The organism is Sinorhizobium chiapasense, assembly GCF_045277575.1.
GTDB lineage: Bacteria > Pseudomonadota > Alphaproteobacteria > Rhizobiales > Rhizobiaceae > Ensifer > Ensifer chiapasense_A.
In genome coordinates this window covers 3,322,099-3,335,259 of the sequence record NZ_CP144205.1, presented here as the reverse complement: position 1 = coordinate 3,335,259, position 13,161 = coordinate 3,322,099, and the positions used below count along the sequence as shown (strand labels likewise).

Below are 13,161 nucleotides of genomic sequence, written 5' to 3'. Positions count from 1 at the left end.
AATACGGATGTTTTTTCCGTCTTTGGGGCGGATGCCTCCACCCTCTCCACGAGTGGATTTCCTTGATAAATCTGTGCGATGTCGCGATCCTGCTTCAATTCTGCCTCGCGCTTGGTGCGTTCGGTCGTCATCGGCATCGCCGGCAATCTCGTTGCGCTCCTTCTTGCGACCTTTGGCAATGCTGGTCAGAGCCGCAAGACCATGGGTGTCGCAGAAATTGTTGGCTTTCAAGTGCTCGATGTCCGTCTGGTCGAGACGGGCAGGGAGACGGATTCGAGCTCAAGGCGCCGGCTCAATCCGCCGCGTTGTCCCGCAACCACATCTCCAGCGCGGCGATCACCGACAGACGCAGGCTTGCGCCCTTGGACAAGGCGCGGGTGAGGGACATGTCGTCGCCGGCAAAACCCATCTCGGCCATGATCTCGTTCGCGCGCAGCCGGCGGCGGTTCATGACGGTGCGGATTTCGGCGATCGCTTCGGGAAGCAGGTAGCGGCCGCTGGCGATGGCGGAGGGCTGGTGCGCCGCGCGTGGCGGATCGATTTCAACCAGTGTTGCGGCCAGTTTGACGGCGTCGTTGCTGCTCAGCCAGTTCAGGAAGGTCTCGCGTTCGGCGGGGCTTGCCTTGGTCCAGGAATTCTTGAGCTTGTCGAGGCGGGTGCGCTCGTCCTTGAGCCCTGCCGCGACAAGTGCCTTGCGCAGTGACGGGATGCGGCCGGAGAGCAGATCCGCATGGATCTCAGGGAAATCGAGCTTCAGGCGCTGCATGTCACCGGTTTCGTCGCGCTTGGTTTTCTTCGACATGCTCATTCCCGCGTCGTTCGTCCAGGCCGTTTCAGCGAAACCGCATGCCTCGTCTCCGCAACCGCGTGAACTGGGCGAAGCAACGCTTTCGCGTTTCTGGCGCAGCGGCGCGGGTGGGTGGCTAAACTGAGGTGATCTCGTCCAAGCCTCTGCCGCGCTCCACGCTTCTGCGCGACCTCCTCTAGCGTGGTCGTGCGCCCGGTGCGAGCGAAATAGCCCACTATCCTCTGTCCTTTGCGGACCATTGCCGATAGAACCGGGATCGAAGCGGTGCTCGGCGCGATATTCAATCGGTATGTTCGCTCGACGCTTTGACGTCATGCATCCAGCTTTACGCAAGTCCCTTCGCCTATCGTCACCTCAATGGCCGGGATGTGACACGGCGAATGAAGGACAATGATATGTCAAACGATATCGAGCATTACCGCGACCCATCCGATTCCATGGTCGCCCTCTATCTCGCCAATAACGACGGCGACGAACTCACCGATGCCCTGGTTGCCGCGCTTGAAGACGCGTTCCGTATTCTCCGCGACGAGATCTCCGGCGAGACGATGCACTGAAGCGGTGCCGGCTGTCGCGGCCGCCGGTTGCGCGCCGCCGCAGCCGCCGTGGCCGATGGGCGCCGCCCGACGGAGAAGGCCCATCAGCCCCAGTGCGCAGCTCTTCTCGGTTCGATCGGGATGTCTTGCCGCTTCAGTTTTTCCGCAGCAGCGCCTCCACCGAAAGAGCGGCCGCCAGCACGGCCGCATCCGTTCCATTCCGTCCCACCAGCATCATGCCGGCCGGGCGCAGGAGGCCCGGCATCGGCAGCGTGATGGCGCTGAGGTCAAACTGGTTGGCGATCTGGCAATTGCGCAGCAACAGGTCCTCCACGCGGTTGTATTCGGCCCGGTCCGCTTCGACGCTTGCGATCGGCAGGGCGGCGATCGGCGTCGTCGGCAGCGCGATGAGATCGTAGGGCGAAAGCCGCTCGTCCATTGCGGCGGCGAGCCCGCGCCGCGTTTCCAGCAAGGCGGCGATGGCTGCATCGGGTACGGCGAGACGGCGCCGAAGCGGGAGCTTGACCCTGTCGTCGACGGGGGCCGCGGCGTCATTCAGCCAGCCGGCATGGATGCGGCTTGCTTCCAGGCCGGCGATCGAGCCGATTCGCGTCGCCTCGCCGAGCTTGTCGATCAGATCCTCAAACGTGAAGTCGACGATTTCGGCGCCGGCCTTGGCCATCCGGCCGAGGCTTGCCGAGAAGGCAGCGGCGATTTCGGATGAGAGGTCTTCGAGCAGCCTTCCCCGGGGGATGCCGATGCGAAGGCCTGTGATTGGGCGGGCGACAGGCGGTTTCGGTTGCTCGCCGGCCATCACGGCGTCAGCCATCGCGCAATCGGCAACCGTTCGCGCAAGCGGCCCGAGCGAATCGAGCACGGGCGACAGCGGAAAGGCACCGGCGAGCGGGATGCGGCTGGCGGTCGGCTTGAAGCCGACGATGCCGTTCAGCGCCGCGGGGATGCGTATGGAGCCGCCGGTGTCGGAACCGATGGCGATGTCGCAAGTGCCTTCGGCAGCCGAAACGCCGGCGCCGGAAGACGAGCCGCCGGGGATGAGGCTCTCGTTTGTGGCGTTGCCGGGCACCGGGTAGTGCGGATTGAGGCCGACCGCGGTGAAGGCGAATTCGGTCATATGGGTCTTGCCGATGATCACGGCGCCGGCAGCGCGCAGTCGCTGGACGACGAGAGCGTCTTTCTCGGCCGGAACCGCATTGCGGCGGATGACGGAGCCGGCAAGCGTCGGTTCGCCCGCAACGTCGAAGAGGTCCTTGATCGAAACGATCTTGCCGTCGAGCGGACCAAGGCTGGCGCCGTCCCGTCGGCGGCGGTCGGCGGCATCGGCTTCCGCGCGGGCACTTTCCGCATAGAGGCGCACGAAGGCTTTTTCTTCGCGCCGGCGATCGTTGAGCCGGCTCAGGATTTGTTCCAGGCGGTCGCGGGCGGGAGTGGTGGCGGAGTGAGACACGATGATGACCTGTCGATTTTGGTGTTGCCGCGTGGCGGCATTAGGCGGGATCGTTGCCCGGATTCGCATGTGCGGTCAGGCTTTCTTCTTTGATAGCAGCATTGGCGGCGAAAGCCATTGCTCCAATGCCGAACGAGGTGGTGGTCTCAACCTTCACCGAACTGTCGCCAAATCGTTCAAATAGTTTCATGCCGTTGTTACGCCGTTGACATCGGCATGACCAAAGGTCCGGCACGCGCGATCGCGCTGCCGAATCGGAGGTCTGTTTGGCCGATATTCTCAAGACGCTTTCGCGGCGTTCTTTCCTGCTTTCCGCCGGTGCCGCGGGGTTCGTCGCCTCATCCGGCCTCGCGACACCCTTCTATGCCAGAGGCTACGGGCGGCCGGAATTCATTCACGGCGTGCAATCGGGCGATGTCGATACCTGCTCCGGCATGATCTGGACCCGGGTGGATCGACCGTCGCGGGTGTCGGTCGAATATTCGACGACCGAGAGCTTCTCCAATCCGGTTCGGCTTGCTGATCTCACGGCGACGCCCCAAACCGATTGCGCGGTCAAGTGTTCGCTCGACGGGCTGCTGCCGGACCAGGACATCTTCTATCGTTTCACCGCCACGGATCTTTATGATGTCAATCGCGTCTCCGAGCCGGTGGTCGGCCGGTTTCGCACCGCCCCCTTGCGCAAGCGTTCGGTCCGCTTTGTCTGGTCCGGCGATACCGCGGGCCAGGGCTGGGGCATCGACGATGTCGGCATGAAGACCTATTCGACCATGCGGCTGCACGAGCCGGATTTCTTCATTCATTCCGGCGATACGATCTATGCCGACAACCCCATCCCGGACGAGATCCCGCTTCGCGATGGCGGCGTCTGGAAGAACCGGGTGGTCACGCATGAGAAGCGCGACGTGGCGCGCTCGCTCGAGGAATATCGCGGCCAATGGAAATATAATCTGCTCGACGGGCATGTCCGGCAGTTGAACGCCGTCTGCCCCACCTTCTATCAGTGGGATGACCACGAGGTGCTGAACAACTGGTCGGCCTCGACCGATCTTCGCGACGATCCGCGCTATCCGGAAAAGGATGTCGCCGTCTATGCCGAGCGGGCAGCCCGGGCGTTCCATGAGATGACGCCGATCCGCACGCCAGCGACGCAGCCGGGCCGCATCTTCCGCAAGGTCGGCTACGGGCCATTGCTCGACGTGTTCTTCGTCGACCTCAGATCCTATCGCGGCGCCAACCAGGGTGAGGGCGGCGGCGCGCTGTTCGGCTGGCGGCAGGCGGACTGGCTGAAACGCGAACTTGCCGCCTCGCGCGCGGTCTGGAAGGTGATCGCCTGCGACATGCCGATCGGTCTCGTCGTCTGGGACGATTATGCCAACAGACGCGGTTCGGACGCGATCGCCAATGGCGACAATGGTGCGCCTCAGGGACGTGAGCGCGAATTCGCCGATCTCTTGCGCTTCATCCGCGACAACGGCATCGACAACCTCGTCTGGCTGACGGCGGACGTGCACTATACCGCCGCGCATCGCTACGATCCCGCGCGCGCCGCCTTCAAGGACTTCACGCCCTTCTGGGAGTTCGTGTCGGGGCCTCTGCATTCCGGCACCTATGGGCCGAAGGAGCTCGACATGACCTTCGGGCCGGAGGTCCGCTTCATCAAGGCATCCGGCGGCGGCATCGACTCGAACCTGCCGCCATCGGCCGGTCTGCAGTTCTTCGGCATCGTCGACATCAACGGTCAGACAGAGCAGATGACGGTGCGTTTGATGGACCGGCAGGACCAGGAACTCTGGCGGGTGACGCTCGATCCGGCCGCGATTGCATGACGAATCTGGTCCAGGCCGGCCGCTTCCCAAACCTTGTTCGCGAGACCCCTGGCGGGTGCAAACCCATGGCCTACCGGCATTTGAACGCGGCGCTCGTGCGCGCGCCCCCTTTCGCAATCGCAAAAAAACCTGTATGAGCGCGACCATTGAAAAAGCGGCGTGGCCCATCGGGGCTTGCCCTGAACCTCCGAGACGAAAAATGAGCATTCGTAACATCGCGATTATCGCGCACGTCGACCATGGGAAAACGACCCTTGTTGACGAGCTCCTGAAGCAGTCGGGCTCGTTCCGCGAAAACCAGCGCGTTGCCGAACGCGTGATGGACTCGAACGACCTCGAAAAAGAGCGCGGTATCACCATTCTCGCCAAGGCGACTTCGGTCGAATGGAAGGGAACCCGCATCAACATCGTCGACACCCCCGGCCACGCCGACTTCGGCGGTGAAGTCGAACGCATCCTGTCGATGGTGGACGGCGCCATTGTTCTCGTCGACGCTTCCGAAGGCCCGATGCCGCAGACGAAGTTCGTCGTCGGCAAGGCGCTGAAGGTCGGCCTGAAGCCGATCGTCGCGATCAACAAGATCGACCGTCCGGACGGCCGCCACGAGGAAGTCATCAACGAGGTCTTCGACCTCTTCGCCAATCTCGACGCCTCCGACGAGCAGCTCGACTTCCCGATCCTCTACGGTTCGGGCCGCGATGGCTGGATGAACGTCGCTCCCGAAGGTCCGAAGGACCAGGGCATGGCGCCGCTGCTCGATCTCGTGCTGAAGCACGTGCCGGAGCCGACGGTTGCCGAAGGTCCGTTCCGCATGATCGGCACGATCCTTGAAGCAAACCCCTTCCTCGGCCGCATCATCACCGGCCGCGTTCACTCAGGCTCGGTCAAGCCGAACCAGGCCGTCAAGGTCCTCGGCCAGGACGGCAAGCTGCTCGAATCCGGCCGTATCTCGAAGATCCTCGCCTTCCGTGGCATCGAGCGTCAGCCGATCGAAGAGGCGCAGGCAGGCGACATCGTCGCGATTGCCGGTCTCACCAAGGGCACCGTTGCCGACACCTTCTGCGACCCGAGCGTTGCCGAGGCGCTGACCGCCCAGCCGATCGACCCGCCGACCGTGACCATGTCGTTTATCGTCAATGACTCGCCGCTCGCCGGCACCGAAGGCGACAAGGTCACGAGCCGCGTCATCCGTGACCGCCTGTTCAAGGAAGCCGAAGGCAACGTCGCGCTGAAGATCGAAGAATCCTCCGAGAAGGATTCGTTCTTCGTCTCCGGCCGCGGCGAACTGCAGCTTGCGGTTCTGATCGAGACCATGCGCCGCGAAGGCTTCGAACTGGCCGTGTCGCGTCCGCGCGTCGTCATGCACAAGGACGACAACGGCCAGCTGCTCGAGCCGATCGAAGAAGTGGTCATCGACGTCGACGAAGAGCATTCCGGCGTCGTCGTGCAGAAGATGTCGGAGCGAAAGGCCGAAATGGTCGAGCTGCGTCCGTCGGGCGGCAACCGCGTCCGCCTGGTGTTCTTCGCCCCGACCCGCGGCCTCATCGGCTACCAGTCGGAACTTCTGACCGACACCCGCGGCACGGCGATCATGAACCGCCTGTTCCACGACTACCAGCCCTACAAGGGTGAGATCGGCGGTCGCGTCAACGGGGTTCTCCTGTCGAACGATGCCGGCGAATCGGTTGCCTATGCGATGTTCAACCTGGAAGACCGCGGTCCGATGATCATCGACGCCGGCGAGAAGGTCTATGCCGGCATGATCATCGGCATCCACACCCGCGACAACGATCTGGAAGTGAACGTGCTGAAGGGCAAGAAGCTCACCAACATGCGCGCCGCCGGCAAGGACGAAGCCGTTCGCCTGACGCCGCCGATCCGCATGACGCTCGAGCGCGCGCTCTCCTGGATCCAGGACGACGAACTCGTCGAAGTGACGCCGAAGTCGATCCGCCTGCGCAAGCTGCATCTCGACCCGAACGAGCGCAAGCGCTTCGAAAAGGCCCGCACCGCCGGCGCTGCGTAAAGGAAGAATGCCCCTCATCCGCCTGCCGGCACCTTCTCCCCGCAGGCGGGGGGAAGGGAGATGCCGCGCTCGCTCAAGTCCCCTCTCCCCGCGAGCGGGGAGAGGGCCAGGGTGAGGGGGCAAGTCCCATGCTGCGACTTCGTCGACTATGAAACCCCGGAGCGACAGGCTGTGTGGAAACGCTTTTGAGGCTCCGATTTGATCGGGGCCTCTTTTGGTCTCAGGCTGTTGCGGGGTCGAGGCCGATGTTGATGGCGCGCAGCATGTTGTAGGCGAGGACGGAGAGGGCCATTTCGGTGCGGGTGCCCTTGAGGTTTCTGGTGAGAAATCGGCCTCCTGCCGTCATTCGCTTGATCGTTCCGAATGGATGCTCGACGGTACATCGTCTGGCCCGCATCATGTCGGGTGTCGCGCGCGCGGCCATGCGGTTGAGGGCGTCCTCATCGAGGTGGCGCTTGACGAAGCGTCGATCTGCGGTCGTGCACCGTGACTTCAGGGGGCAGTCGGAGCAGTCCGCAGAGGCATAGGTGACATGACGCTTCTTGCGGTGCAATTGCTTGCGGATCAGCTTGCGTCCGGACGGACAGACCAGCGTGTCTGTTTCAGGCTCGTAGGTGAAGGCGGTGCGGTCGAACAGTGTCCCATCGCCCTGATTGTCGACGGAGCGCTGGCCGGGCACGCAGGCGAGGATCGCGTCGCGTTCGCAGGCGCCGGCATGTTCGCCGTTGTCATATCCCTTGTCGGCCACGACCGTCAGGGCGGCGAGCCCGAGGATCGTCTTCGTGCCATTGGCCATGGGATGAAGCTGGCGCCGGTCGGTCGGGTCGGCGGTCACGTCATGGTGCACGATCAGGCCGGTCCCGGCATCGACGGCACTCTGCACGTTGTAGCTCGGTGGTTTGGGGCCATGGCCCTTTCCCATCGGACGGGCATCCTCCTCGCCTTCGACGAGCGTTGTTCGGTCCTCCGCCTCCAGCCTGGCCGCCAACCTGTCCAATTCCGTGCGTCGCGCCTTCAGGGATGCGAGGGCCGCACGCACCGCGTCGGGCGCATCGTCGGGCTCGGTGGCATCAGTTGCGTCGAGTTCGACAAGATAAGCGGCGATCCTGCGGTCGAGACGCTCCGTCTCGGCCATGATCTCTTGGCGTCCGATGATCTTCTTCGGGCTCGCAGCCGCACGGAACTTGGAACCGTCTATCGCCACAAGCCGGGCCGAAAACAGACCGGCATCCCGGCACAGGAACACAAAGGCCCGGCAGGCACCGACGATCGCAGCGCCGTTGTCACGGCGGAAATCGGCGACCGTCTTGAAGTCGGGGGCGAGCCTTCGCATCAGCCACATCGCCTCGACATCGCGCCGGCAGGCACGCTCCAGACGCCGCGACGAACGCACCTCGTTGAAATAGCCCCAGACGTAGAGCTTCAGAAGATCCCGCGGATCATAGCCGGGACGCCCGGTCGATGCGGGAGCAGCACGAGTGAAACCAAGACCGGCAAGGTCCAGTCCATCGGCAAAGGCGTCGATCACCCGCACCGCGGCATCGGCCGAAACGTAATCCTCAATCCGAGCCGGAAGCAGGAGCCCCTGATCCCGCTCGTCTCCTGCGATGTAACCCATGAAAATGGCCGCCCCGTTCCCAAGGCGGCCACTCTATCTGATTTGCCCGGCTTTCCACACAGCCTGGCGATCCGGGGTTTTTTGCTATGTGTGCCACGGATGGGCGACTTGCGGATAAAGTTAAAAAGGCGTTAACCTTGCGTAGGGTGCCGTTAAAGTTGCCTGTGGGTTAACGCTGGCCGGCAACCGGGCGGGATTCCTGTTCGCCCCGTGTGCGTTTAGAGTCGCGAGTCATGAAGACTGTTTCGATCGAGGTCCGGCCTGGAGAGCCGCAGGAAGCGGCGGCAATTGCCGACGTGCACCGCGTTTCGTGGTTGCAGGCCTATGGCGGTCTCATTCCCCATCGCCCGCTGGTTCAGATGGTCAACCGTCGCGATGAAGTGTGGTGGCGCAAGGCGACGCGCGGGCCGGCGACGCTGCTCGTCGTTGACGTTGCCGGAACCATTGCCGGCTATGCAACGCTCGGCCTCAGCCGCGCCAAGGCGCTGCCGCAGGAAGGCGAGATCTACGAAATCTATCTCAGGCCGGAATATCAGGGCATCGGTCTCGGACGCATCCTCTTCGGCGAAGCCAAGAGCCTGTTGCGTTCACTCGGTTGCCGCGGCCTCGTCGTCTGGTGCCTCGAGGACAGCGAACACGCCTACCAGTTTTTCCAGGGCGCCGGCGGCACAGATATCGCCGAAGGCATGGAAGACTTTGGCGACAAGCACCTGAAGAAGGTCGGCTTCGTCTGGAACTGATCCGCTCCGCCTTGCGGACAACCCTCTGAAATCGAAAGCTTATTCCGGCAGTTGATTGTTGGGCTCGGCCGCCTTGTCGCCGCGCGTGCCGTGATAGCTGGCCGTGTCGATGCCGCAGCGGAAGGTCGGCGCCACCTCGTCGGCGATCTTGCGGGCAAGGGCGTTCGGATCGGGATTGGCAAGCGCATCGACATAGCCGGCAACGCAACCCTTGCCGTCATCCTTCTGCGCGACCTTGGAGACGACGAGGACCTGGCCCTGAAGCGCGGGGACCGAGGCGCCCGAGGCGTCCGTGTTCTCGATGAACCAGCGCAAGATCGTCGCGACCGGGGTGCCGCCCTCGGCAATCCGCCACTCCACCGTGGTGCCGGTATGGTTGAACGGGATGAAGCTTTCGAAGGCATCGTCGGCATAGCGCTGGTTCAGGTGGCCGAAGGAGACGCTCTGGCGGATGTCGGCTTCCTTGAATCGAACAGGGTAATCGGCGTGTCCGGGGCAGGTCATCAGCACATACATGCCTTCCTCTTCCGCGATCGTCTTGCACTTGTCGCGGCCGATGTCGATGTAGACGCTCTCATTGGCCATCACCGATCCGGCGGATAACAAAACCAGCGCCAGGGCTGCAACCTTTCCGTTCATCGTCATCTCCCCCGAACGAGATTTGGGCACTCTTGCAAGACGTTTCGCGAAGACAAAACGAGCGATTGAATCTGCGCTACGGACGAAAGTTATGTTGCATCGCGGCATGTTTCCCTTTATCCGACGGGCACACTTCTCAACTGACCCTGGAGTAGTCCATGCGCATCGACGCGATTTCCATCGGAAAGAATCCACCAGAAGATGTCAACGTCATCGTTGAAGTTCCCGTCGGCGGCCATCCGATCAAGTACGAGATGGACAAGGAAGCCGGCACGCTGGTCGTCGACCGCTTCCTCTACACGCCGATGACCTATCCGGGCAACTACGGCTTCGTGCCGCATACGCTGTCGGACGACGGCGACCCGATCGACGTTCTGATCTGCAACACCCGTCCCCTGGTTCCGGGCTGCGTCATCAACGTTCGCCCGATCGGCGTGATGATGATGGAAGACAATTCCGGCCAGGATGAAAAGATCATCGCCGTGCCGTCGTCGCACCTGACCAAGCGTTACGACAAGGTTGTCGAATATACCGACCTGCCGGAAATCACGCTCAAGCAGATCGAGCACTTCTTCGAGCACTACAAGGATCTGGAGCCCGGCAAGTGGGTGAAGATCTTCGGCTGGAAGGATGCTTCCACCGCTAGGCAGCTGATCAAGGAAGCCGTCGAGCGCGCCAAGGGCGCCAAGTAAGCTTCGAGCGGCGCAGGTCCGGACGGAAGACCGCTTCAGAGTTTTCCTGGAACTGCGCTACGGACCGACAAGCACTGCAAGTCGTCTGAATATCTCCTCCGGGTCGCCGTCGATCCGGAGGATTTTTTTACGCTGCGTATCGCCTGAGATGAGGGAGAGCTTGCTCTTGGCAAGGCCGAGCTTCTTCGCGAGAAAGGCAATCAGCGCCTGATTGGCCTTGCCCTTCTCCGGAACCGCGCTGACGCGCACTCTTAGATGTTCTTCTCCATCGGCGGCCGCTTCCAGGCCATCAATGGCATCGCGACCGCCGTTCGGCGTCAAGCGTACCGTCAGGCGAACGTGGTCGCCATGCGCGGTGAAGGCCGGGTTGGCCATCGTCAGCCAAGCAGCGCCTGTGCGATCGTCGTATTCAGGAAGAGCTGGATGAAATAGAGGATCACCAGCACCACCAGGGGCGACAGATCCACGCCGCCCATGTCGGGCAGCACACGGCGGATCGGGCGATAGAGCGGCTCCGTCAGCTGGTAGAGCGAGCGGCCGATCATGTTGATCGCCTGATTGTTCACGTTGATGACGTTGAACGCGTAGAGCCAGGAAAAGATGGCCGACGCGATGACCAGAAACCACGCGATGTTGATGATGAAGTTCAAGGTGCCGATAACAGCAAGCATGCCGGTCTCCAAATCGTTATTGACAGACATGTAGACATTGAGACCTAAACGAGCAAGTACGCCGGTCTATCGGGCGCGATCATGTTTAACGTGAGAACGCGTGATAACCGACCCCTAGCAGGAGTCTCTTCCGCATGTCCGCCGTTCATGCCTCGCATCGTTTTGCCGCCTTTCGGCATGTCGGCTATCGCCGCTATTTCTTCTCGCGGTTCCTGGCTTACTTCGCCATCCAAATCATCTCGGTCGCCGTCGGCTGGCAGATCTATGATCTCACCCGCGATCCCTTCGATCTCGGCCTGATCGGCCTCTTCCAGTTTCTGCCGTCTCTGGTGCTGATCCTCGTCACCGGCGCGGCTGCGGACCGCTACAACCGGCGCATGATCATGGGGATCTGCATGGTCGTCAGCACGCTCTGCGCGGCGGCATTGCTGTTGCTGACCATATCCGGGTTGTTTTCACCCTGGCCGGTCTATGCGGTCCTGATCGTCTTCGGCATCGAACGCGCCTTCCTGGCGCCGGCGTCGCAGTCACTGGCGCCCAACCTCGTGCCGCCCGAAGATCTACCCAATGCGATTGCCTGGAATTCCACGTCCTGGCAGACGGCGATGATCGTCGGTCCGGTTGCCGGCGGCCTGATCTATGCGCTCGGCGCCGTTGCGCCCTATGCCGTCGGCGTCTGCTTCTTCCTGGCCTCGGCATTGATGGTCTTCGCGATCCCGAAGCCGGCAGCGCGGACGCAGGCCGCTGGCCAGAGCTGGGAGACGATCACCGCCGGCTTCCGCTATATCAAGGCCGAGAAGGTGGTCCTCGGCGCGATATCGCTCGATCTCTTCGCCGTGCTACTCGGCGGTGCGGTCGCGCTGATGCCGGTCTTTGCCCGCGACATTCTCGATCTCGGTCCCTGGGGTCTCGGCCTCCTGCGTGCTGCGCCCGGCATCGGTGCCGTCAGCATGGCGGTCTGGCTGGCGGCGCATCCGATCCGCCACAGGGCCGGCTTCTACATGTTCACCGGCGTCGCGCTCTTCGGTCTCGGCACCGTTGTCTTCGGTCTTTCGGCGACGCCCTGGGTCTCGATCGCCGCGCTCGTCATCATGGGCGCTGCCGACATGATCTCGGTCTATGTGCGTGAAATCCTGATCACGCTGTGGACGCCGGACGAGCTGCGCGGCCGGGTCAACGCTGTCAACATGGTCTTCATCGGTGCGTCCAACGAGCTCGGCGAATTCCGCGCCGGCATGATGGCATCCGGCTTCGGCGCCGTCTTCGCGGTGGTCTTCGGCGGCATGGGAACGCTGCTCGTGTCGGGGCTCTGGGCGCTCCGTTTCCCGCAATTGCGCAAGATCGACACGCTGGACGTGCCCGATCATCACAAGTAGCCGGGTTACCGGACGGAAAACCGCGTCACAGCTTTGTTGCTTTCGGCCGCTCGTCGCGCAGGAAGATCAATTCCAGGAAGTTTTCCATCCAGGTGCGCAGCGGTCCGTCGTGCTGCATGCGTCCGTCGAGATGCGCCTTGCCCACCTGGGCGCCCGGCATCTCGAAGCGGTGGGCGCCGTGCACGACCCAACGGTGCATCATGGCGCGGGTCAGTTCGCCGTGAAACTGAATGCCCCAGGCATTGTCGCCGTAGCGGAACGCCTGGTTGGGATAGGTGTCGCCTGTCGCCAGCAGCTCGGCGCCGGCGGGCAGGTCGAAGCCTTCGCGATGAAAATGGTAGACCATGGCCGGCCAGTCCATCAGCGCCTTGCCGGCTTCGGTCGCGATGAGCGGATACCAACCGATCTCGGTCATGCCTTCATGATGCGGCGCCACGGAGCCACCGAGATTGCGCGCCAGCATCTGGGCGCCGAGGCAGATGCCGAGATAGGGCTTGTTCTCCTTGAGCGGCACCGACAGCCAGTCGATCTCGCGGCGAACGAACTCTTCCTCGTCATTGGCGCTCATCGGGCCGCCGAAGATGATCGTGCCGCTGTGATGTTCCAGTGTCGGCGGCAGGTCATCGCCGAGCGCCGGCCGACGGATGTCGAGCCGAAAGCCCTTCTGCTCCAGGATCTGGCCGACACGGCCAGCGCTCGACCGCTCCTGATGCAGGATGATCAGGACGGGCTTTCGGGCGCTGGTGTCCGGCATCGGCATT

General features: G+C 62.9%; 14 protein-coding genes and 1 pseudogene. 6 read left to right on the top strand and 9 right to left on the bottom strand.

The genetic code is table 11. The annotated features are described in order from the left end of the window. Nucleotides 1-74: 74 nt before the first annotated feature. Nucleotides 75-293, bottom strand: a pseudogene (locus QM996_RS16065) (flotillin family protein); the annotation flags it as partial. Further along, complete coding sequence (locus QM996_RS16060; RefSeq protein ID WP_500268314.1) at nucleotides 293-802, bottom strand: hypothetical protein; 510 nt, start codon at nucleotides 800-802, stop codon at nucleotides 293-295. The pseudogene QM996_RS16065 and the gene QM996_RS16060, both read right to left, overlap by 1 nt. Before the next feature lie 401 nt (nucleotides 803-1,203). Between QM996_RS16060 and QM996_RS16055 the strand changes: the two genes are divergently transcribed. After that, a complete protein-coding gene (locus QM996_RS16055; RefSeq protein WP_093233178.1) occupies nucleotides 1,204-1,365 on the top strand; it encodes a hypothetical protein in 162 nt (53 codons plus the stop codon). Between the two features lie 133 nt (nucleotides 1,366-1,498). Here the strand turns inward: QM996_RS16055 and QM996_RS16050 are convergent, their stop codons facing one another. Both QM996_RS16050 and QM996_RS16045 read right to left on the bottom strand, forming a co-directional pair. Then, nucleotides 1,499-2,809: an amidase gene (locus QM996_RS16050; protein ID WP_500268313.1), complete on the bottom strand. Its 1,311-nt coding sequence runs from the start codon at nucleotides 2,807-2,809 to the stop codon at nucleotides 1,499-1,501. A gap of 40 nt (nucleotides 2,810-2,849) precedes the next feature. Next, entirely contained in the window at nucleotides 2,850-2,999 is a 150-nt protein-coding gene (locus QM996_RS16045; protein ID WP_500268312.1) for a hypothetical protein, read from the bottom strand. 76 nt (nucleotides 3,000-3,075) lie between these two features. Between QM996_RS16045 and QM996_RS16040 the strand changes: the two genes are divergently transcribed. Both QM996_RS16040 and typA read left to right on the top strand, forming a co-directional pair. Continuing rightward, nucleotides 3,076-4,638, top strand: a complete 1,563-nt coding sequence (locus QM996_RS16040) for an alkaline phosphatase D family protein (RefSeq protein WP_500268311.1) — start codon at nucleotides 3,076-3,078, stop codon at nucleotides 4,636-4,638. A 199-nt stretch (nucleotides 4,639-4,837) separates the two neighbouring features. After that, nucleotides 4,838-6,664: a GTP-binding protein TypA/BipA gene (gene typA, locus QM996_RS16035; RefSeq protein WP_500268310.1), complete on the top strand. Its 1,827-nt coding sequence runs from the start codon at nucleotides 4,838-4,840 to the stop codon at nucleotides 6,662-6,664. Between the two features lie 220 nt (nucleotides 6,665-6,884). Here typA and QM996_RS16030 read toward each other — a convergent pair whose 3' ends face one another. Beyond that, complete coding sequence (locus QM996_RS16030) at nucleotides 6,885-8,282, bottom strand: IS1182 family transposase (protein ID WP_500268309.1); 1,398 nt, start codon at nucleotides 8,280-8,282, stop codon at nucleotides 6,885-6,887. 233 nt (nucleotides 8,283-8,515) lie between these two features. On the opposite strand from QM996_RS16030, the gene QM996_RS16025 reads away from it, so the two are divergent. Next, on the top strand, nucleotides 8,516-9,022 hold the full coding sequence (locus tag QM996_RS16025; protein ID WP_173517776.1) for a GNAT family N-acetyltransferase: 507 nt from the start codon (nucleotides 8,516-8,518) through the stop codon (nucleotides 9,020-9,022). A gap of 39 nt (nucleotides 9,023-9,061) precedes the next feature. Here QM996_RS16025 and QM996_RS16020 read toward each other — a convergent pair whose 3' ends face one another. After that, nucleotides 9,062-9,661, bottom strand: coding sequence for a hypothetical protein (locus tag QM996_RS16020; protein WP_500268308.1), 600 nt, complete (start codon nucleotides 9,659-9,661; stop codon nucleotides 9,062-9,064). Between the two features lie 158 nt (nucleotides 9,662-9,819). On the opposite strand from QM996_RS16020, the gene ppa reads away from it, so the two are divergent. Next, nucleotides 9,820-10,353 (top strand): inorganic diphosphatase, encoded by a 534-nt coding sequence (ppa, locus tag QM996_RS16015; RefSeq protein ID WP_173517774.1) that lies wholly within the window; start codon nucleotides 9,820-9,822, stop codon nucleotides 10,351-10,353. A 57-nt stretch (nucleotides 10,354-10,410) separates the two neighbouring features. Here ppa and QM996_RS16010 read toward each other — a convergent pair whose 3' ends face one another. Together QM996_RS16010 and QM996_RS16005 are read right to left on the bottom strand one after the other, a co-directional pair. After that, on the bottom strand, nucleotides 10,411-10,728 hold the full coding sequence (locus QM996_RS16010) for a DUF167 domain-containing protein (protein WP_500268307.1): 318 nt from the start codon (nucleotides 10,726-10,728) through the stop codon (nucleotides 10,411-10,413). A 2-nt stretch (nucleotides 10,729-10,730) separates the two neighbouring features. Next, a complete protein-coding gene (locus QM996_RS16005) occupies nucleotides 10,731-11,024 on the bottom strand; it encodes a YggT family protein (protein ID WP_113535285.1) in 294 nt (97 codons plus the stop codon). 134 nt (nucleotides 11,025-11,158) lie between these two features. On the opposite strand from QM996_RS16005, the gene QM996_RS16000 reads away from it, so the two are divergent. Next, nucleotides 11,159-12,400: an MFS transporter gene (locus QM996_RS16000; protein WP_500268306.1), complete on the top strand. Its 1,242-nt coding sequence runs from the start codon at nucleotides 11,159-11,161 to the stop codon at nucleotides 12,398-12,400. A 25-nt stretch (nucleotides 12,401-12,425) separates the two neighbouring features. Here the strand turns inward: QM996_RS16000 and QM996_RS15995 are convergent, their stop codons facing one another. Continuing rightward, nucleotides 12,426-13,160, bottom strand: a complete 735-nt coding sequence (locus QM996_RS15995; protein ID WP_500268305.1) for a glutamine amidotransferase — start codon at nucleotides 13,158-13,160, stop codon at nucleotides 12,426-12,428. Nucleotide 13,161 lies beyond the last annotated feature (1 nt).

Coding starts and splice junctions, on each gene's coding strand:
- QM996_RS16060 (WP_500268314.1), bottom strand. CDS start 802: ATGTCGAAGAAAACCAAGCGCGACGAAACCGGTGACATGCAGCGCCTG.
- QM996_RS16055 (WP_093233178.1), top strand. CDS start 1,204: ATGTCAAACGATATCGAGCATTACCGCGACCCATCCGATTCCATGGTC.
- QM996_RS16045 (WP_500268312.1), bottom strand. CDS start 2,999: ATGAAACTATTTGAACGATTTGGCGACAGTTCGGTGAAGGTTGAGACC.
- typA (WP_500268310.1), top strand. CDS start 4,838: ATGAGCATTCGTAACATCGCGATTATCGCGCACGTCGACCATGGGAAA.
- QM996_RS16030 (WP_500268309.1), bottom strand. CDS start 8,282: ATGGGTTACATCGCAGGAGACGAGCGGGATCAGGGGCTCCTGCTTCCG.
- QM996_RS16025 (WP_173517776.1), top strand. CDS start 8,516: ATGAAGACTGTTTCGATCGAGGTCCGGCCTGGAGAGCCGCAGGAAGCG.
- QM996_RS16020 (WP_500268308.1), bottom strand. CDS start 9,661: ATGAACGGAAAGGTTGCAGCCCTGGCGCTGGTTTTGTTATCCGCCGGA.
- ppa (WP_173517774.1), top strand. CDS start 9,820: ATGCGCATCGACGCGATTTCCATCGGAAAGAATCCACCAGAAGATGTC.
- QM996_RS16010 (WP_500268307.1), bottom strand. CDS start 10,728: ATGGCCAACCCGGCCTTCACCGCGCATGGCGACCACGTTCGCCTGACG.
- QM996_RS16005 (WP_113535285.1), bottom strand. CDS start 11,024: ATGCTTGCTGTTATCGGCACCTTGAACTTCATCATCAACATCGCGTGG.
- QM996_RS16000 (WP_500268306.1), top strand. CDS start 11,159: ATGTCCGCCGTTCATGCCTCGCATCGTTTTGCCGCCTTTCGGCATGTC.
- QM996_RS15995 (WP_500268305.1), bottom strand. CDS start 13,160: ATGCCGATGCCGGACACCAGCGCCCGAAAGCCCGTCCTGATCATCCTG.